Origin of the sequence: Polynucleobacter sp. QLW-P1DATA-2 (assembly GCF_001870365.1) — a bacterium.
GTDB lineage: Bacteria > Pseudomonadota > Gammaproteobacteria > Burkholderiales > Burkholderiaceae > Polynucleobacter.
The window spans coordinates 138,464-157,021 of the sequence record NZ_LZMQ01000003.1 but is presented as its reverse complement, the minus strand read 5'-3'; the positions used below and the strand labels follow the sequence as shown (position 1 = coordinate 157,021).

Here is an 18,558-nt window from a genome sequence, read left to right as displayed (position 1 = left end):
AGGAATTTGCAGATTTGGCATTAATGTTGAATTAAGTATTCTCAGGACCTTGCTTTTGCCCCTATTTATGCTGGGGATATGTTCCACTGCTCATGCGGAATCCCCGGTGAGCGATACCCCAATCATCTTGGCCGAGTCACCTGTGAGCAGCTCTCCAATGATTAATAGCTCATCTCCTTTAGAAGGGGAAACCGAATGGTGGAGCATTCATGGGCAAACAACCTACATCAATCAATTTAAAAATAACTTCAACTCCCCCTACTACGGAGCCAAAAGTCTTTTAAATAAAAGTGATGGTGATATCACTAAGAGCTATACCTTCTCTGCAACTGCATTTTTAGGGGCTAGATTATGGGAAGGCGCTGAAGCTTATATCAACCCAGAAATGTTTGAAGGCATCCCCTTCTCCGGTCTGAGTGGCTTAGGGGGCTTTAGCAATGGTGAGCTACAAAAAGGCACTGCCATTCCACCAATCTATTACATGGCTAGAATGTTTTTGCGCCAAACGTTTGGCCTAGGTGGTGGACAAGAACATATTGAAGGTGTTGCCAATCAATTGGCTGGGAACGTAGATAAACGTCGCCTAGTAGTCAGTTACGGAACTTTCTCGGCACTCGATTTCTTTGATGCCAATACTTATAGCCATGATCCCCGCACCCAGTTTTTAAACTGGTCTTTAATGGCCAGCGGTGCTTACGACTATGCTGCAAACTCACGCGGCTATACCTATGGCTTTGTAGGCGAGTACTACCATGATGAAGAATGGGTCATGCGTCTTGCGCGCTTGGCAATGCCTAAGACACCAAACTCATTGGCCCTAGATTACGACCTGACGCAGCAATATGGCAACACTGTCGAGCTTACTCACCTCCACACCATTAATGGGCAACCTGGTAAAGCAAGAGTCTTGGTCTTTCAGAATCGCGGAATTATGTCGACCTATAACAATGCAATTGCTTTTGGAGAGCAAACAAATACAACGCCAGACATCCTCAATACGAGATATGGTTATCAAACCAAATGGGGTTACGCCTTAAACGGCGAACAAGCGATCACCGAAAATATTGGCGCATTTGCAAGGTGGAGTTGGAATAATGGTCAAACTGAAACTCAAGCATTTACTGACATCAGCAATTCTTTATCCGGCGGCTTATCTATTAAAGGGACAAGCTGGGGTAGACCTCAAGATACTGTCGGAATTGGTGCGGCATTAAATGGCATCTCTTCCCAGCAAATTGCCTATCTACAACAAGGTGGCGTGACTATGTTTATTGGTGATGGCAGGCTTAATTACAAGAAAGAACAAATATTTGAGACCTTTTATAGCTGGAATGTCTATAAAAGCCTATCGCTCTCAGCAGACTACCAGCGCATAGCCAATCCTGCATATAACGCAGATCGTGGACCCGTCAATTTCTTTGGTTTACGCGCCCATATTGAGATGTAAGATACGCTTAACTCTTTTCAGAAATACCACCAAGGTCAAGCGCTATGTACCTACCAAAACACTTTGCAGTTGATGACCCAGCCCTACTGGCACAGCTCATCGCTGAATATCCATTAGCAACCATTGTTGGCAGCTTAGAGAATCAATTAGAAGTCAACCATTTGCCATTGATGCTCAGTAGCGATAGAAGCAAGCTCTATGGTCATATCGCCCGAACTAATCCATTAGCGAAAATTGCTGCCAGCAGCAATACAGCGATAACCGCGATCTTCAATGGTCCACAAGCTTATGTCACACCAGCTTGGTACCCTTCCAAAAAAGAAACTGGCAAAGTAGTGCCTACCTGGAATTATGCTGTCGTACATGCACAAGGCAACATCAAACTCATTGATGATCCGCAGTGGCTTAGAAATCATGTAGCTCAAATGACCAATATTCATGAACCTACATACCAATCAGACTGGAAGCTAGATGACGCCCCCGAAGAATATGTGCAGATGATGCTCAAAGCCATTATTGGAATTGAGATTGATGTTCAAAGTTTGCTTGGCAAGTTCAAGCTTAGCCAAAACCGCCCTGCAGAAGACTATGACGCTGTCGTAGCGAAGCTTGAACAATCGCCGCAAGAGATCTTGCAAGCCATGCGGGAATACATGCGTTAAGGCGTGCTGTAGCCGTACTTGCGTAATATGGATTGAGCCTGAACGCCTTGCATAAATTGGTATAAATCGACTGCCTCCTGAGAGGCACCCTTGATTAAAACCATGCGCTGCTTGATGGGCTCATAGAGCTTGCTATCTATCAACAAGAAGCTGGTTTCTTTTGCGACCTCTGGTGACTTGGCCAAAGAAAAAGCAGTAAACCCAACATCGGCAGCACCAGTAACGACATAGGTTGTGGCGACACCAATGTTGTCTCCGTAGACCAACTTGTCTTTAGCAAGATCCCACCAGCCTTCTGCCTTGAGATATTCAACAGCTGCTTTGCCATAGGGCGCCAACTCAGGCTTGGCAATAGCTACTTTATTAGCTTTAGCTATAACCTTAGCGATATCCGCTTTGTTATCCGCCAAGACAATTCCGGATGATGTTTTAACGATGATGGCTAACTTACCAGTTGCATATACCGCACCTTCATCTACAGTCTTACCATGCTTATAAAGCTCAAGAGGAAAGTGCTCATCAGCAGCTATAAAGAGATTAAATGGCGCGCCATTCATAATCTGAGTGGCGAAGTTTCCGGAAGATCCATAAACTACCCTCATGCCCTGCTTACCATTAGCCTTAAAAGCAATTGCAATTTCAGAGAAAGCATCTTTCATATTGGCAGCAACGGCAACTGTTGCGCTCTGAGCGAAAACAAGATTGACCGAGCAAAAGAGCAAAGCCAATATGGAAGTTATTCGAAGGTGCATGGTTGAAGTTATTCTAGCGGATGCCCAAGAAATATTGCCCCCAAATGGCTCGGCTAATTTATGCGATGATAGAAATTTACCAAACCTAGTCATTATCAGATGAAAAACGTATTTTTCCGCCTTCTTTTGGCTGCTCTTCTTGCTGCCCCGACCTTTAGTTCACTCGCAATCGCCCAAGAAAAAAGTATTGTGGTGTCCTCCACTACATCTACCGAGCAATCTGGCTTGTTTGAATACATCCTCCCTATCTTTAAGATGAAAACTGGGATTACCGTCAAAGTAGTTGCAGTTGGCACTGGTCAAGCGCTGGACATTGGCCGTCGTGGTGATGCAGATGTGGTGTTTGTCCATGACAAACCTGCTGAAGAGATCTTTGTTCAAGAGGGCTACTCCAACAAACGCAATGAAGTGATGTACAACGACTTCGTCTTGGTAGGACCAAAGTCTGACCCTGCCAAAGTAGGCGGTGGCAAAGATATTCAAGTAGCACTGCAAAAGATTTCAGTAGCGCAAACTCCTTTTGTATCCCGTGGCGATAAAAGCGGCACTCATGCAGCTGAGTTGCGCTATTGGAAAGGGGCTGGTATCACTGTTTCACCAAGCCAGACTTGGTACAAAGAGACAGGTTCAGGAATGGGTCCCGCCCTGAATACCGCCTCCGCTATGAATGCCTACATCCTGACTGATAGGGCTACTTGGCTTAGCTTTAAAAATCGTGGTGATCTTGCAATCTTGGTTCAAGGTGATCCGAAGCTCTTTAATCAATATGGTGTGATGCTAGTAAATCCTGCCAAGTTCCCATCTGTGAAAAAAGCCGAAGGCCAAGCCTTTATTGATTGGCTGATTTCCAAGAATGGTCAGGATGTCATTGCCAGCTACCAAATTGGTGGCGAACAACTTTTCTTTCCTAATGCTAAGAGGTAATTCTTAGTAGAGACTGATCATTAAAAAAGCCCGCATCTGCGGGCTTTTTATTTATCACCAGCATATCTACTGGCGGTATGCTGCTTACTTCTTCGGCGTCATGAAACCAATAGCAGTATCGTCAACAAACTCAACCATTACGTCATCACCAGCCTTGAATTTCTCAAGACCGAGAACAGATTGATCAACTTTAACCTTTTGTTTCTCGCCGCTTGGCAATGTGAAAGTCACGATACGGGTTTTTTGATCGATTGTTGTAATCTTTACAGTTGCATAAATCGTATCTGTTGTCTCTTCGAATGGCTTAGCAGAACCTTTACCAGCGATCACTACAGAACGTACACCAGAAACACCTGGCTTAGCATCTTTACCAGCAGCAGTTAAGCCGATTGCAATCGCTTGTGCATGCTCAACCAAGAACACATCACCTTTTTTAACTTTATCCAAATCGTTTACTGATTTAGCAACGTTCATCTGCGCCAAATTACCATTAGCATCTTTCAACACAACAATGCGCTTTTTAACATCAACAGAATCAACCGTTGCGCTCAATACAGCAACATCAGCTGCCAATGGCAACATTTTTGCTGGCAATTGTGCGAAAACGGAAGATGCGCAAGCAATGCCTACAGCAACAAATAAACTAGCCAGTAAAGATTTCTTCAAGATAACTCCTAATTGAGTGAAGGATTTAGATGGGCCCCAAAAGAAGCCTCTAATTCATTGTAAACATGGATTGAGTCTTATCTTGTGCGGTATCGAACGATAACCCTTCACGCTACTCATATTTGGTAAATTAAGCCCAGTTAACCCACTCATAAGCCTCTTAATCCATTGAATTCCCTAGAAATCTTCATCAAACCTTGGACTCAAGCCTCCCAAGAGGCTTTTCGCATTCGCAAAGCAGTATTTATTGACGAGCAAGGGGTGCCTGAAGAAATGGAGCTAGACGAGTTTGATGCTGCGGCACACCATGTACTCGCCCTCCTAGGAAACCAGTGCGTAGGGACTGCCAGGCTAGTGGATTCGGGACTGCAGTCTTTTCAAATTGGCCGCATGGCGGTATTGGCTAATTTCCGGGGGCAAGGCATTGGCTTGGAGATCTTAAAAACCCTGATTGATCGAGCAAAGTCTCTAGGTGCGAGCACCCTTAACTTGCACGCCCAAGTATCTGCCATCCCCTTTTATGAAAAGCTAGGCTTTCTTGTTCAAGGGCCTATGTATGAGGAAGCAGGCATCCCTCATCGTAATATGATGCTCATATTGCCTAAATCAATTTAACTCTTTATGACCGCCCTTTCCACATCCAGCGCCTTACCCTTCATTTATGTTCATCGGGTTTGTTACTCCGATACAGATGCTGCTGGCTTCGTATATCACGGCCGTTACCTAGAAATTTTTGAGCGTAGCCGTGCAGAGTGGTTGGCGCAATACAACCTGAGCCCTACCAAGCTGATAAATGAGCACAATATTGTGATGCCTGTGCGCGAACTGACGATGAACTTTTATAAGCCAGGTCGCCTGGATGACATTCTCTATATTGACCAAGTCATTGAACACCGTGGTCGCACACAGGTTTCAGTAAAACAAAATGCACAGAGAAAGCTGCCGGATAGCGAAGAATTGCAAGTCATTGCTAGCGCTACTTTGCATATTGTTTGTGTAGACACAACCACTCTGAAACCAAAGGCCTGGCCTGATTGGTTTTTCCCCAATCAGTAATGCGAGAACTGGAGTGCGATATGTCTGATGGAAAATTGCTAACCTTCGTCAAAGAACTGAGTTTGCTCTTAGAGCAAAAGCCGAGTGAAGAAATTGTATTTACTAAAGGCAAAAAACTTTTAGAGAATCTGATTGCAGTTGATGATTGGTTGCCCGTTGAATTCACCAAACCACACCCACAGTATTACCAGCAATATTTACTCTATGCCGATCCCTTGGATCGCTTCTCCATTGTCAGCTTTGTGTGGGGTCCAGGTCAAAAAACACCTGTGCACAATCACACGGTTTGGGGTATGGTTGGTCAATTACGTGGCAAAGAAAAAGGGACGCCTTACTATCGCCAAGAAGAAGGTGGGTTTAAAGCTGGCGAGCCCAGCATCTCCCCTCCAGGCCATGTTGACACCGTTTCACCTAATACACACGATATTCATGTTGTCGAAAACAATCTTCAGGATCAAACATCCATCAGCATTCATGTGTATGGAGGGAATATCGGGCGAATCCATCGCTCCGTGTTTGACCCCATCACTGGTGCCGAGAAATCGTTTGTATCCGGTTATGCCAATACAGTCGTGCCCAACCTCTGGAATCCAGCCTAAATAAGTAAATGACTTAAAATAAGGCCTCTTACTGCAAACGCTCTAGCGTGGCAGCTCACCCCATTGACCGGGATAGTCGTTTAATTGAATACGGGTCAATACATTATTGGCCCTTATGTTATTTACAGATCTTGGTTTATCAGAACCCATTCTTCGCGCTATTGCTGAAGAAGGCTACACCAGCCCCACCCCCATTCAAGCAAAATCGATTCCTGCCGTTTTAAAAGGCGGGGATCTTTTAGCAGCAGCGCAAACAGGTACTGGCAAAACTGCTGGTTTTACCTTGCCAATTCTGCAGCGCCTGAGCACAACTCCGAAAGCTGGTGGCAAAAGAGTGTTGCGTGTATTGATTTTGACTCCTACTCGCGAATTGGCTGCTCAAGTTCAAGAGTCCGTTGTGACTTACGGCAAATACACTGGCTTAAAGTCAACCGTTATCTTTGGTGGCGTTGGCGCCAATCCACAGATCAAGGCAATTGCTGGTGGCCTAGATATTTTGGTTGCAACACCAGGTCGCTTGCTAGATTTAATGTCACAAAATTGTGTATCACTTAACGATATTGAAATTCTCGTATTGGATGAAGCCGATCGCATGTTGGATATGGGATTCTTGCGCGATATTAAAAAGATTTTGGCGGCACTGCCTAAGAAACGCCAAAACCTTTTGTTCTCTGCAACTTTCTCTACAGAGATCAAGCAGCTAGCAGATGGCTTATTAAACTCCCCCGAACTTATTGAAGTGGCCCGCAGCAATAGTACTAATGAAGCTATTGCGCAGCTCATTCACCCGGTAGATAGAACCAAGAAGCATCCTTTATTAGCACACCTCATCCAGACCAATGACTGGAAGCAAGTACTGGTTTTTACCCGTACTAAGCATGGTGCCAATAAGCTCGTGACACAGTTAGAAAAAGATGGCATCACTAGTATGGCGATCCACGGCAATAAAAGCCAAAGCGCACGCACCAAAGCATTAGCTGACTTCAAAGCAGGCAAACTCACCGCTTTAGTGGCAACCGATATCGCCGCACGAGGAATTGATATTGACCAACTGCCCCATGTAGTGAACTATGACCTACCAAATGTGTCTGAAGATTATGTTCACCGTATTGGTCGTACAGGTCGCGCCGGCTCGAATGGCGTTGCTGTCTCTTTAGTCTGTGTTGATGAACATCAAATGCTCAGAGATATCGAAAAACTCATTAAGCAAAAACTGCCACAAGAGGTCATTGCTGGATTTGAACCAGATCCCAATGCAGTTGCTCAGCCGATTCAATTGCGTAGTCAGCAACACCACCAATCTAGAAAGCCCTCGGCCTAGTGGAGCTAGCGGTGGTGGTGCTCCAGCTAAAAAAGCACCCGCCAAGCGCAGTAGCCCACCCAAGAGAAGCTTTAATCGTTAATTGATTCGCTAAAATAAGCATTCTTGCTTTTATTACCATCCAAGAGATTTGATATGACTACGTCACGCCGCTCCGCTATGAAAACCATTGCTGGCGCTTTAGCGCTGCCAGCCTTTAATCCTATCTCCGCTGCATTTGCACAGTCTGCACCCAACTGGACTACTTATGAGATCGTGACAGAGGTCAATTTAGAGTCGCCCAACGGTGTTGCGCAAAGTTGGATCCCATTGCCATTAGTTTTAGATACGAATTATTTCCGTACTTTGGCTATCCGACCAGAAGCAAGCGATCCGAAAGCAGTCAATCAGGTTTATGTAACACCAGATAAACAAGCTCGTATGCTTTGGACTAAATGGGATGCATCAGCAACAAGTCATAGCGTTAAAGTGTCGATCTTAGTCAGCACATGTAATCGCAACTTAGAGATTGTCTCTCCTAATCCGGCATTAAAACTCTCTAAAGAAGAACAACGCTTTTGGACTCGTGGTACTAAATACCTGCCGATTGATGGCATTGTGAAAACGAAGTCTCAAGAAGCGCTCGCTAATGTTCCTGCTAACGCTACTGACATTGAAAAAGTAAAAGCCATTTACAACTGGGTGGTTGATAACACTCATCGTGATCCAAAAACACGTGGTTGCGGCCAAGGTGATGTAAAACTCATGCTCGAAACCAATAATCTAGGTGGTAAATGCGCTGATATCAATGCTGTATTTGTGGCATTGGCGCGTTCAGCGGGGATCCCTGCTCGCGATGTCTACGGTATCCGCATTGCTGACTCTGTTCGTGGCTATAAGAGCCTTGGCAAATCTGGTGATATTACTAAAGCACAGCATTGCCGCGCCGAGTTCTATGCCTCTGGCTATGGCTGGTTTCCAGTAGATCCTGCTGATGTCCGCAAAGTAATCCTTGAGGAAACTGGGGGTCTTGCAGTAAACGATCCTAAGGTGCTCGCGATTCGAGATTACCTCTTTGGTAATTGGGAAATGAACTGGATGGCATACAACTATGATCATGACATTGCTTTACCTGGATCCAAGCTTGGGAGCAAAGGTGACATTCCTTTCTTAATGTACCCGCAAGCAGAAAATACTGAAGGTCGTTTTGATTCACTAGACCCAGATAACTTTAAATACAAAATTACTAGCCGTCGTATTGGCTAATAGATTACGTAGATTGATCTTGATGAGCTTCACCAAGCCAGCTATAGACTCTCTTCTTGCGCTGGCTTTTTCTTTTCTCCTATGTCTGAGTATGAATGTCCAGGCACAATGGCGTCCAGCTGCACAAGTAGGCCTAACCCAATCTCCCCCCTTAGTGCTAAACAACTTATCGGGCAAAGCGATTGATATTGTCAGCTATAGAGGCAAAGTAATAGTTGTGAATTTCTGGGCTAGCTGGTGTGAGCCGTGCCGCGAAGAGTTTGAAGAGTTAATACAACTACAAGAAAACTATCGATCTAAAGGACTGGTGGTTCTTGCTGTGAATTTAGCGGAAATGAAGCCTCGAATCGCACAGTTCCTCAAGGGCAATGGACTGCCCGAGAATGGCATTGAGATCTTGATGGATCGCAATAGCATCACTTACAAGTCTTGGAAAGCACGCGGTATTCCAACTACCTTTCTCATTGGCAAAACGGGCAAGATTGAAGGAGTCTGGTTTGGAGCTATTGAAAATGTCGATAGCGATGAAGTTAAAGGTAAAGTAGAAGCACTTTTACGCCAATAATATGAATACACAAACCACCATTCCTGAGTTGACTGAACCGCGCCTCACCTCCCTATCTCATGGTGGCGGATGTGGATGCAAAATTGCTCCAAGCGTACTTTCTGAGATTTTGAAAGATGTTCCGCAGCTACCTTTCCCAAAAGAATTACTAATCGGTATTGAAACATCGGATGATGCCGCCGTATATCAAATCAACGAATCCCAAGCTATCGTAGCTACAACAGATTTCTTCATGCCGATCGTGGATGATCCGTTTGATTTTGGCAAGATCGCCGCAACCAATGCGATTAGCGATATTTATGCGATGGGCGGCGCACCATTATTTGCACTTGCCCTAGTTGGTATGCCAATCAAAGTTCTATCCAATAAAACCATTGCACGCATTCTTGAGGGTGGTGCTGAAGCTTGTCGTAGTGCCGGTATTCCGATTGCTGGTGGTCATACGATTGATTCGGTTGAACCCATTTATGGTCTGGTAGCGATTGGCATTGTTGACCCCAGGCGCGTGAAGAGCAATGCTAGCGCTAAGCCAGGTGATGTTCTGATTTTGGGTAAGCCATTAGGAGTGGGTGTGATGTCAGCCGCCCTGAAAAAAGATCTCCTGGCTCCAGACGGCTATCGAGAAATGATCTCCAACACCACAAAGCTCAATTCTGCAGGGCCTGATTTAGCTAAACTCACTGGCGTGCATGCATTAACCGATGTCACTGGCTTTGGCTTGGCTGGTCATACGCTTGAGCTAGCGCGAGGCTCAAACTGCACTGCGCATATTGACTGGAGTCAAGTCCCCCTACTCTCCAATGTGCAAGCATTAGCAGATGATGGCGTGATTACTGGCGCATCCGATCGCAACTGGTTGAGCTATGGAGATGAAGTGGGTATTCCAGCAAACTTTACCTTGGCTCAACGCGCCCTATTGACTGATCCACAAACGAGTGGTGGCTTACTAGTTTCCTGTAGCCCAGATTGTGTGAAAGAAGTTCTGGATATCTTTAATCAACATCACTTCTTAGGCGCCAGAGTCATTGGTCAGATGAGCAAACGCCACGGTAAGTCCTTGGTTGTTTCTTAACCAATCTCTACTTCAGATTAAATACGCTTGAGAAATCAAGCTGACCATGACCCGCTTTGCTATGCGCTTCGTAGAGTTGCTGCGCTAATTTGCCTAGCGGAACACTAGCTTCTAAAGCCTCCGCATTTTCTGTCGCCAAGCCCATATCCTTGAGCATGAGATCTACACCGAAACCGCCTGCATAATCCTTAGATGAAGGCACGTTATCCATGACGCCAGGACAGGGGTTATATAGCTCCAAAGCCCAATTGCGCCCGGAACTCTTAGACATGATGTCCGAAAGAATTTTTGGGTCCATACCATTTGCAATACCCAGACGCAGTGCCTCACAGGTCCCCAGCATCTGAATACCCAAGAGCATATTGTTACAAACCTTCACAGTCTGACCTGCGCCATTAGCGCCCGCATGGAAAATATTCTTACCCATCTTTTCTAGGAGGGGACGAATCCGCTCTACGGCAGACTGCTGACCACCCACCATAAAGGTTAGCGTTCCGGCTTGAGCACCTGCAGTACCACCCGAGACGGGTGCATCGACCATCTCAAAGCCCTTAGCTTGTGCTGCACTAGCAACCGCTTGGGCCACCTTTGGTGAAATCGTTGAGCAATCGACCAGGATGGTCTGAGGATTGGTATTGGCCAATAGGCCAGAGTCACCCAAATATAAACCTTCAACGTGTTGCGATGCTGGCAGCATGCTGATTAATACATCCACATTCTTTGCAGCATCGTTTGCATTGGCGACGGTTTTTCCACCTGCCTTAGCAAAAGCATCTAATTGACTTTGAACCAAATCAAATCCCGCGACTTGGTAACCCGCTTTTTGCAAATTAATGGCCATTGGCAGGCCCATGTTTCCTAAACCAATAAATCCGATGTTCATATTGCTCCTAATGAAGTTTTTCTAAGTGCTCTAGGATTTTCTAGATGCTAGATATCTAACGCCTTTGGGCCCGTAGGTCTCAGTATGCACTTGCTCATAGCCCAGCTGGAATACATCTCCCACTTCATATTGCTTAGCTGTGCCGTCAATAAGCAATTCAATACTGCCCTCTACTACCAGCGCTTTTACTGCAAATGGATGCTGATGATCGCCTATGTGACCGTCAGGTACTTGACTCACTTCGACCGGCTCTGGATATCCCGCTGCTTTTAGCATCTGCAGAAACTCATGTCTCTTCATCTTGTATTTCTTGAATAAAAAAAGCCTAGCGGGTAAGGCTAGGCTTTTAGATCAATTGGGTAAGAATTACTTCTTAGCTTCCATTGCTTCTTTTGTAGCGGTAATTTCTTTACGACGCTCTTTGCAAGCACCAGCAATTTCTTGCAATGCCTTACGAGCGCGAGCGGCAGATGCCTTAATACCTTTTTCAATAAACTTTTCGTTTTCAGCTTTGTATGCTTCAAAAGCAGCTAACAATGTATCGTGTTGTGACATCGTGTCTCCCAGTAATCAAATAAATATTCGTTTTAACAACGAAGTCAGTATATCCCTATAAAAACTATAAAAAATGCAGGTTTTGATCAGGGATAACTCTTAGAATCAGGCCTACGCAGGGGGAACAGAGATCCTGGTAATCAGAGCCATCATTACTCGAAATACGATAAAAAACCCACTTTTAGGGCATTCTGAGCAAGATATTGTCAAAACCTAGCTTAAAACCACCCTATTACGGCTTCGGCCCTTCTGAAAAAACCGTTTCTGGTGCAGTTGCAGCAAAATAGAGCCATCCAGAAACGGGGGTCAGACAAGCCCCCCTATCATTTACGTCTACTAAGTCCTTACATCACTCGCATGAGCTACCAAACTAAAAATTATTCTTTTGTACGCAACAAACTTTTACAGCAAGAAGAGATCGCCTTCTTAGATGTACGCGAAGAAGATCCGCATGCGCGCGAGCATCCGTTGTTTGCTGCAAACCTGCCACTCTCTCGGATTGAGATTGATGCCTATGCAAAGATCCCGAGAAAAGATGTTCCTATTGTTACTTTAGATGACGGGGAAGGTTATGCGGAATTAGCAGCCCAAAGATTAAGCGCTCTCGGTTTTAGTAATGTCTCTGTATTTGATGGTGGAGTACAAGGCTGGAAGGCTGCTGGCGGTGAAGTATTTAAAGACGTCAATGTTCCAAGCAAATCGTTTGGTGAACTAGTTGAATCCAAGCGCCATACACCCTCCCTATCTGCACAAGAAGTGAAACAACTCATCGACAACAAAGAAGATGTGGTGGTAGTTGATGTACGTCGTTTTGATGAATACAACACGATGAGTATTCCAACGGGGATTAGCGTTCCAGGCGCAGAACTAGTCCTGCGCTTGCCTGAGCTCGCCCCTAACCCGAAGACCAAAATCATTGTCAATTGCGCAGGACGAACACGCAGCATTATTGGCACCCAATCTTTAATCAATGCTGGCATTCCGAATGAGGTGAATGCATTGCGTAACGGAACCATCGGCTGGACCTTGGCCGGTCAAGAGCTCGACAAAGGCCAAAGTAGAAAGTTTAAGGAAGTTGGCGAGGAAACAACTGCTCAAGCTGCACAACGTGCTCGTAGCGTCGCTGATCGCGCTGGCGTAAAGCGTGCCACTCTTGCTGACATCGTCCAATGGAAATCACAAGCAGAGCGTACAACGTATTTCTTTGACACTCGCACCCCTGAAGAATATGAAGCGGGTCATCTTCCCGGATTTCGCTCTGTACCTGGCGGTCAACTCGTTCAAGAAACAGAAATGGTGGCACCAGTGCGCGGTGCGCGAGTGGTCTTGGTTGATCCTAGTGGAGGCAGTGTAAGAGCAAATATGCCCGCTTCTTGGTTAGCACAGATGGCCTGGGATGTTTATGTTTTAGATCACGTTCAGCCTGCCGACCTGAGCGAAAAAAGTCTCTGGAAAGCGCCGCTACCTAGCCTGCCCCAGCTTGAGACCGTGGATGCAGTTACCGTCTCTCATTGGCTCAAGACTGACAGCAATACGATTGCGATTGATTTCAGTACGCATGCAAATTATGTCAAGGGCCATATACCTGGCAGTTGGTATGCCTTACGCTCAAAACTGACTGAGGCTATTGCGAAAATTCCGCAGGTAGATCGCTATGTATTAACTAGCACTCCTGCAGAACTAAGCGCTTTTGTTGCCCCAGAGTTTCAGGCACTCACTCAAGCTGAAGTAGTGGTGCTCGAAGGCGGAAATGCCGCTTGGGTTGCAGCCGGATTAGATCTCGAAAAAGGTCCGAGCCACCTGGCCTCTCCTCCACTGGATCGCTACAAGCGTCCATACGAAGGTACCAGCGTAGATCCTGCAGCGATGCAGGCTTACTTAGACTGGGAGTTTGGATTAGTTGAGCAACTGGGCAAGGACGGAACCCATCACTTCTGGGTCCTCTAGGTCCTTGCAGTTGTATTAAGAACTGATGTTACGCAATCTTATTGCGCAGGATGCCGATACCAGTGATATTGGTTTCCATGATATCGCCGGGCTTCATAAACTCTTGAGGCGTTCTGCCTGCACCAACTCCAGATGGTGTACCAGTCGCAATAATGTCACCGGGCAGAAGGGTTAAGCCGCGTGATAGCTCAGCAATAATGGCTGGGATCTTGAAATACATTTGCTTGTAACTCGCATTTTGCTTTTCAACACCATTCACACGGCAAATAATGCGAGTGTCATCTAAATTCACGCCACCTGCAGTAACAACCCATGGACCCATTGGGCCGTGACCGTCTAAGCTCTTGCCTTTAAACCATTGACCAGATTGACGCTTTTGCTGAATATCACGCGCCGTAGTGTCGTTGTAGGCAGAGTAGCCAAAGACATAGTCCATTGCATTCTCTTCAGAAATATTCTTACCCTTTTTACCAATCACTACTGCTAACTCAGCTTCCCAGTCAATCATGGTGGAGATGCCAGCATCATAAGGAATGTTATCGAATGGGCCATTCATGGTTTGAGTGCCCTTGGTGAATAACACGGGAACTTTTGGATACTCTTTGACCGCAGTATCCGCACGATGCTTTAGACCCTCTTCAAAATGATCGAGATAATTCCAGCCCACACAATAAATATTGGCCTGTGGCTTTGGAATAGGAGATAAGAGCACTACTTGATTTACGTTCTGGAGGTTTGAGCCGCGATTCTTGAAAATAGCGGCCAACTCTACTAGACCACGGTTACCAGAAGCAGCCAAGGAAATCATCGATGCTGGATCAAAGGAGAGCTGCATTTTTTGGCGCGTTGCCTCAGCCGGAATATCCACTACTAAGCCATCATTGGTTACTAAACCTAGTCTTGAAGTAGCGCCCATCTTTGGCAAGTAGTTGGCGATACGCAAGCCAGCCTTACCTGTCATTGGCTCAACTACGATTGGTGGCTGACCGTCAGCAGCAGCCATCACATTAGAAATAAACATGCCACTCATAGCAGCTGATGCACCTAACTTCAGCGCATCTCTCCGATTTGTATCCACAGCGTCTCCTTTGTTAATTTTTATGCAGCTTTTTTAGCTTTAATACCTTGTTTATTAAACAATCTGATGTAAATATTAATACTAAAACTGCCTCTTGAGCCAATCTTGGGCAGAATATTTGAAACTTCGCTATGCTTTGGCCATGCATCATTTAAGAAGCCTATGTGTTATTCGCCTGCTAGCTTGTACGGCTATCTTGCTGGGGCTTGTTGCCTGCGAGCGCGAGACCTATAGCACCTGGAGCTGCAACACTCCTACCGAGGCCAATATCCCCATGATTCTCAGAAAAGCCCAAATGGAATTTAAAGGCAGCAAGCTAGACTTTTGCGGCAGCTTAGGCAATCTAAGCTATTTTGATCAGAAATGCACCGTTCAAACAGAGCAGTCAAATACTGTGTTTACACCTTCTTCTGGCTTGATGGTAAGCGGTGGCCAAGAGTACCAATGTACCGTCTTGTAAGCATTTCCAATGAATAAATTAAGTCCTAAAAAATTATTGCTAACTAAGTGGACTGCAGTGCAACCGATAGCCAAGCAAAAGCATTTCTTGGTCAGTAAAGTTATCCTTCCAGAGCCCCCAGAAGAAAAGATTGAGTTTGTTGAGATAGAAGCTGTCTACAGCAAGAAAACCACCCAGATCGCTTGGCGCGATCTGACGAACAGTGAGCTTTGGATACAGGGCTGGAAATAAAAAACCGCCTCAATACTGAAGGCGGTTTGATTTATAAGAAAATAAGATTAGTCTTCTTTTTTCTTACCTGATGACGATTTTTTTACCAGCTCATCAATATTCTTTTCTGCCGTCTCTGCTACTTGATTAACAATGCGGCGCCCTTCTTTGAACATATTTTGACCGGTTGTAGACATTTCATGAACCACTTTAGAAAGCTTGTCAGCATGGGCAGGCATTTTATTTTCCGCATCCTCTAACCAAGTTACCAAGGAGCTGCGCACTTTCTCAAGATGCTTCTCGGTTTCATCGGCAGCGCCCTCACCAAGCTCCTTAAGAACGGACTTAACTTTCTTTTGGTAGGCAGCTGCGCGCTTGGTAGCTTCTTTCGCAGCATCTTCTTGCAAACTCTTCAATTTGCTCAAATCATTTTTAGCGGCAGACTTGGCGCTATCTAGAGCATTTTTCATGCCCCACTCAATCTCAGCCAAATGGTGCTCACTTAATTTTTTCGCTGCCTCAAGCAAGGTGTGCGAGTAATCAAATAGCTCTTTTGCTTTTTCACGTTGCCATTTTTGTAATTCTTGTGCATCCATCATTAAGCTCCTATTAATTAGGGGTTATTAAATCTTTTATATCAACTCTATACCGAAATTGGCTCACTGCCAATTATCCTGAATTTAAGGCATTAAAATGACAATATGATGGAAAAACAGAATATCTATGAGGCGATTGGGGGCATCGATAAGGTTGATGAGTTGGTCGATCGCTTCTACGATTTAATGGCGCTAGAGCCTCAATTTGGGGAGCTGCGCAGCATGCACCCCCAGGACCTCTCTAGCTCACGTGAAAAGCTCAAATTCTTCTTAACAGGCTGGATGGGTGGACCGGATATTTATTCCCCTAAGTATGGCCACCCCATGCTACGGGCCAGGCACTTACCTTTTAAAATTGGACTTGCTGAGCGCAATCAATGGCTAGCTTGCATGTACCGCGCTCTAGAGGAGTGCGGTATTGAAGGCGATGTTGCAAAACAGCTGGAGGAATCCTTTTTCAACACTGCCGACTGGATGAGAAATCAACCCAACTAAATTAGTGAAATAAAGCATGATCGAAAGCGCCCTTCAGTTATTAAGTGATCCAAATGCTTGGATTGCATTTTTTACCCTATCGGCTCTAGAAATTATTCTAGGCATCGATAACATTATCTTTATTAGCGTCATCGCCAATCGCCTACCCCTAGAAATCCGCGAGAAAGTGCGTCGTTTCGGCTTGATGTTTGCCTTAATTACCCGAATATTATTGCTCTTGAGTCTGTCATGGGTCATGAGCCTTACCAACCCACTCTTCTCATTGCTTGAGCATTCTATAAGTGGCAGAGATCTCATTTTATTACTAGGTGGATTTTTCTTAATCTGGAAGGCATCTAAGGAAATCTACACCGAAGTAGAGATCGGCGATCACGAGAATGGTAGTGAGAATATTGCTAGTCAAGGAACATCAAAGCCAATGCTCAGTTTATTTGTTGGCTCAGTTTTGCAAATAGGCTTACTCGATATTATCTTTTCCCTAGATAGTGTCATTACTGCTGTAGGGATGGTCGATCAAATTAGCATCATGATTGCAGCAGTGATTGCTTCTGTATTTATCATGCTGATCGCCGCTAAACCTATTGGAGACTTTGTTCACCAGCATCCCTCAATTAAAGTTCTCGCCCTCTCCTTCTTAACAGTCGTTGGCGTAGTGCTTATCGCTGAAGGCATGGGGGTTCATATACCTAAGGGCTATGTTTATGTAGCAATGGCATTTTCACTAACTGTGGAACTATTAAATATTCGTTCGCGTGAAAAGAAAAGACGGTCGAAGCTTGAGAAAAATGAACTGGGTTAAGCACACTTTAGAGTGCTTGAGCACATGCAAAGCCGCTTGCCCAAGCCCATTGGAAGTTATGGCCACCTAAATGGCCGGTGACATCAACGCACTCTCCAATGAAATAGAGGCCCTGATGCTTACGCGACATCATCGTCTGACCATCCATCTCTTTTGTATCCACGCCGCCTAACATCACCTCAGCCTTTTTCCAGCCTAGTGTTCCGGCGGGCTTCACAGACCAATTGGTAATCAACTCTTTGAGGGCTTGACGATCCTTTTTTGAAACTTCTGCCCACTTGCGTCCCATCAGGTTTTGTTGCTCGGCAAAGGCTTTTGCCAAGCGTTGTGGTAGCACAGAAGATAGAATAGTTTCAGTGAGCTTTAGACGATTTTCTTCGTTGTTAAAAAGTTCATCACAATTAAAGCCGCCAGGTCGCTCAATAGCACCGAGCCAATCAATATGAATAGGCTCTCCCTCGACCCAATAGCTGCTAGCCTGAAGTACACCGGGTCCCGATAAGCCCTTATGAGTGAGTAATAAATCCTCAATGAAGCGACATGCGCCGTAGCGATGGCCCTTAGAGCCCGAAGCAATTCTGACGGGAACACTTAAACCCGCTAAGTCATTGAGATTGCCAAAGGTCTCAGCAGTAAATGAAAGCGGTACTAAAGCAGGTCTAGGTTCAATCACTTGGAGGCCAAACTGTTTAGCAATATCCAGTGAATATGCGCTTGCGCCAATCGCTGGCACGGGCAAGCCACCGGTAGCCATCACTACTGATTTAGCCTTCTCAATACCATCGCTGGTATGGATTATCCAGTGCGCACTCTCCTGAGCAATCGTCTCTACTTCAACCGGATGACGAACAGTAACCTTACCTTTTGCGCATTCTGCAAATAACATCTCAATAATCTGTTTTGCAGAATCATCACAGAATAATTGCCCTTGATGTTTCTCATGATAGTTAATGCCATAAGCTGTTACCAGCTTGATAAATTCTGCTGAGGGGTATCTCGCAAGAGCACTTTTTACGAAATGGGGATTGAGAGACAGAAAGTTTGCTGGGCTGCTATGTAAATTGGTAAAGTTACACCGCCCGCCACCACTAATCCGAATTTTTTCACCCAACACTGGCGCATGGTCGAGCACTAAAATCTTTTTCCCCAGCTGGCCAGCGACTCCAGCACAAAATAAACCTGCAGCTCCACCGCCAATTACGATGGCATCCCATATCTTTGTCATA

General features: G+C 45.4%; 22 protein-coding genes and 1 pseudogene. 15 read left to right on the top strand and 8 right to left on the bottom strand.

The genetic code is table 11. The annotated features are described in order from the left end of the window. The first annotated feature begins 106 nt into the window (after positions 1 to 106). Together A9236_RS03385 and A9236_RS03380 are read left to right on the top strand one after the other, a co-directional pair. Positions 107 to 1,447, top strand: coding sequence for a carbohydrate porin (locus A9236_RS03385; RefSeq protein ID WP_236638684.1), 1,341 nt, complete (start codon positions 107 to 109; stop codon positions 1,445 to 1,447). A 44-nt stretch (positions 1,448 to 1,491) separates the two neighbouring features. After that, positions 1,492 to 2,109 (top strand): FMN-binding negative transcriptional regulator, encoded by a 618-nt coding sequence (locus A9236_RS03380; RefSeq protein ID WP_071465447.1) that lies wholly within the window; start codon positions 1,492 to 1,494, stop codon positions 2,107 to 2,109. On the opposite strand, the gene modA is transcribed toward A9236_RS03380, so the two are convergent. Beyond that, positions 2,106 to 2,861 (bottom strand): molybdate ABC transporter substrate-binding protein, encoded by a 756-nt coding sequence (gene modA, locus A9236_RS03375; RefSeq protein WP_071465446.1) that lies wholly within the window; start codon positions 2,859 to 2,861, stop codon positions 2,106 to 2,108. The genes A9236_RS03380 and modA overlap by 4 nt on opposite strands. Before the next feature lie 99 nt (positions 2,862 to 2,960). Between modA and A9236_RS03370 the strand changes: the two genes are divergently transcribed. Further along, the gene (locus A9236_RS03370) at positions 2,961 to 3,785 is read left to right on the top strand and encodes a substrate-binding domain-containing protein (RefSeq protein WP_071465445.1); all 825 of its coding nucleotides are present in this window, start codon (positions 2,961 to 2,963) and stop codon (positions 3,783 to 3,785) included. A gap of 84 nt (positions 3,786 to 3,869) precedes the next feature. Here the strand turns inward: A9236_RS03370 and A9236_RS03365 are convergent, their stop codons facing one another. Further along, the gene (locus A9236_RS03365) at positions 3,870 to 4,451 is read right to left on the bottom strand and encodes a hypothetical protein (protein WP_071465444.1); all 582 of its coding nucleotides are present in this window, start codon (positions 4,449 to 4,451) and stop codon (positions 3,870 to 3,872) included. Positions 4,452 to 4,619: 168 nt separating this feature from the next. Between A9236_RS03365 and A9236_RS03360 the strand changes: the two genes are divergently transcribed. The 7 genes and pseudogenes from A9236_RS03360 (at position 4,620) to selD (ending at position 10,309) form a co-directional block, all read left to right on the top strand. Further along, positions 4,620 to 5,066 (top strand): GNAT family N-acetyltransferase, encoded by a 447-nt coding sequence (locus A9236_RS03360; RefSeq protein ID WP_071465443.1) that lies wholly within the window; start codon positions 4,620 to 4,622, stop codon positions 5,064 to 5,066. 6 nt (positions 5,067 to 5,072) lie between these two features. Further along, positions 5,073 to 5,507 (top strand): YbgC/FadM family acyl-CoA thioesterase, encoded by a 435-nt coding sequence (locus A9236_RS03355; RefSeq protein ID WP_071465442.1) that lies wholly within the window; start codon positions 5,073 to 5,075, stop codon positions 5,505 to 5,507. 20 nt (positions 5,508 to 5,527) lie between these two features. Continuing rightward, positions 5,528 to 6,106 (top strand): hypothetical protein, encoded by a 579-nt coding sequence (locus A9236_RS03350; protein ID WP_071465441.1) that lies wholly within the window; start codon positions 5,528 to 5,530, stop codon positions 6,104 to 6,106. A 115-nt stretch (positions 6,107 to 6,221) separates the two neighbouring features. Further along, positions 6,222 to 7,391, top strand: a pseudogene (locus tag A9236_RS03345) (DEAD/DEAH box helicase); the annotation flags it as partial. Between the two features lie 171 nt (positions 7,392 to 7,562). Beyond that, positions 7,563 to 8,672, top strand: a complete 1,110-nt coding sequence (locus A9236_RS03340; RefSeq protein WP_071465439.1) for a transglutaminase family protein — start codon at positions 7,563 to 7,565, stop codon at positions 8,670 to 8,672. A gap of 22 nt (positions 8,673 to 8,694) precedes the next feature. Beyond that, positions 8,695 to 9,237, top strand: a complete 543-nt coding sequence (locus tag A9236_RS03335; protein ID WP_143070576.1) for a TlpA disulfide reductase family protein — start codon at positions 8,695 to 8,697, stop codon at positions 9,235 to 9,237. A gap of 1 nt (position 9,238) precedes the next feature. Further along, positions 9,239 to 10,309, top strand: coding sequence for a selenide, water dikinase SelD (selD, locus tag A9236_RS03330; protein ID WP_071465437.1), 1,071 nt, complete (start codon positions 9,239 to 9,241; stop codon positions 10,307 to 10,309). Positions 10,310 to 10,316: 7 nt separating this feature from the next. On the opposite strand, the gene mmsB is transcribed toward selD, so the two are convergent. From mmsB to A9236_RS03315, 3 genes are all read right to left on the bottom strand, one after another. Beyond that, positions 10,317 to 11,192 carry a 3-hydroxyisobutyrate dehydrogenase gene (mmsB, locus tag A9236_RS03325; RefSeq protein ID WP_071465436.1) on the bottom strand — a complete coding sequence of 292 codons (876 nt, stop codon included), beginning with the start codon at positions 11,190 to 11,192 and terminating at the stop codon, positions 10,317 to 10,319. A gap of 30 nt (positions 11,193 to 11,222) precedes the next feature. Beyond that, entirely contained in the window at positions 11,223 to 11,492 is a 270-nt protein-coding gene (locus A9236_RS03320) for a cupin (RefSeq protein WP_071465435.1), read from the bottom strand. A 66-nt stretch (positions 11,493 to 11,558) separates the two neighbouring features. Then, positions 11,559 to 11,747: a hypothetical protein gene (locus A9236_RS03315; protein WP_011903187.1), complete on the bottom strand. Its 189-nt coding sequence runs from the start codon at positions 11,745 to 11,747 to the stop codon at positions 11,559 to 11,561. Positions 11,748 to 12,104: 357 nt separating this feature from the next. On the opposite strand from A9236_RS03315, the gene A9236_RS03310 reads away from it, so the two are divergent. Continuing rightward, complete coding sequence (locus A9236_RS03310) at positions 12,105 to 13,694, top strand: rhodanese homology domain-containing protein (RefSeq protein WP_143070575.1); 1,590 nt, start codon at positions 12,105 to 12,107, stop codon at positions 13,692 to 13,694. Positions 13,695 to 13,722: 28 nt separating this feature from the next. Here the strand turns inward: A9236_RS03310 and A9236_RS03305 are convergent, their stop codons facing one another. Beyond that, positions 13,723 to 14,772, bottom strand: a complete 1,050-nt coding sequence (locus A9236_RS03305; protein ID WP_071465434.1) for a fumarylacetoacetate hydrolase family protein — start codon at positions 14,770 to 14,772, stop codon at positions 13,723 to 13,725. Positions 14,773 to 14,866: 94 nt separating this feature from the next. On the opposite strand from A9236_RS03305, the gene A9236_RS03300 reads away from it, so the two are divergent. Both A9236_RS03300 and A9236_RS03295 read left to right on the top strand, forming a co-directional pair. Then, positions 14,867 to 15,232: a hypothetical protein gene (locus A9236_RS03300; protein WP_143070574.1), complete on the top strand. Its 366-nt coding sequence runs from the start codon at positions 14,867 to 14,869 to the stop codon at positions 15,230 to 15,232. Between the two features lie 9 nt (positions 15,233 to 15,241). After that, complete coding sequence (locus tag A9236_RS03295) at positions 15,242 to 15,463, top strand: TIGR02450 family Trp-rich protein (protein ID WP_071465432.1); 222 nt, start codon at positions 15,242 to 15,244, stop codon at positions 15,461 to 15,463. A gap of 47 nt (positions 15,464 to 15,510) precedes the next feature. Here the strand turns inward: A9236_RS03295 and A9236_RS03290 are convergent, their stop codons facing one another. Then, entirely contained in the window at positions 15,511 to 16,041 is a 531-nt protein-coding gene (locus A9236_RS03290; protein WP_236638683.1) for a phasin family protein, read from the bottom strand. Positions 16,042 to 16,143: 102 nt separating this feature from the next. On the opposite strand from A9236_RS03290, the gene A9236_RS03285 reads away from it, so the two are divergent. Continuing rightward, a complete protein-coding gene (locus A9236_RS03285) occupies positions 16,144 to 16,533 on the top strand; it encodes a group II truncated hemoglobin (protein WP_201721710.1) in 390 nt (129 codons plus the stop codon). Between the two features lie 16 nt (positions 16,534 to 16,549). Beyond that, positions 16,550 to 17,332, top strand: a complete 783-nt coding sequence (locus A9236_RS03280) for a TerC family protein (protein WP_071465429.1) — start codon at positions 16,550 to 16,552, stop codon at positions 17,330 to 17,332. Between the two features lie 7 nt (positions 17,333 to 17,339). Here A9236_RS03280 and A9236_RS03275 read toward each other — a convergent pair whose 3' ends face one another. Continuing rightward, positions 17,340 to 18,557, bottom strand: a complete 1,218-nt coding sequence (locus A9236_RS03275; protein ID WP_071465428.1) for an NAD(P)/FAD-dependent oxidoreductase — start codon at positions 18,555 to 18,557, stop codon at positions 17,340 to 17,342. Position 18,558 lies beyond the last annotated feature (1 nt).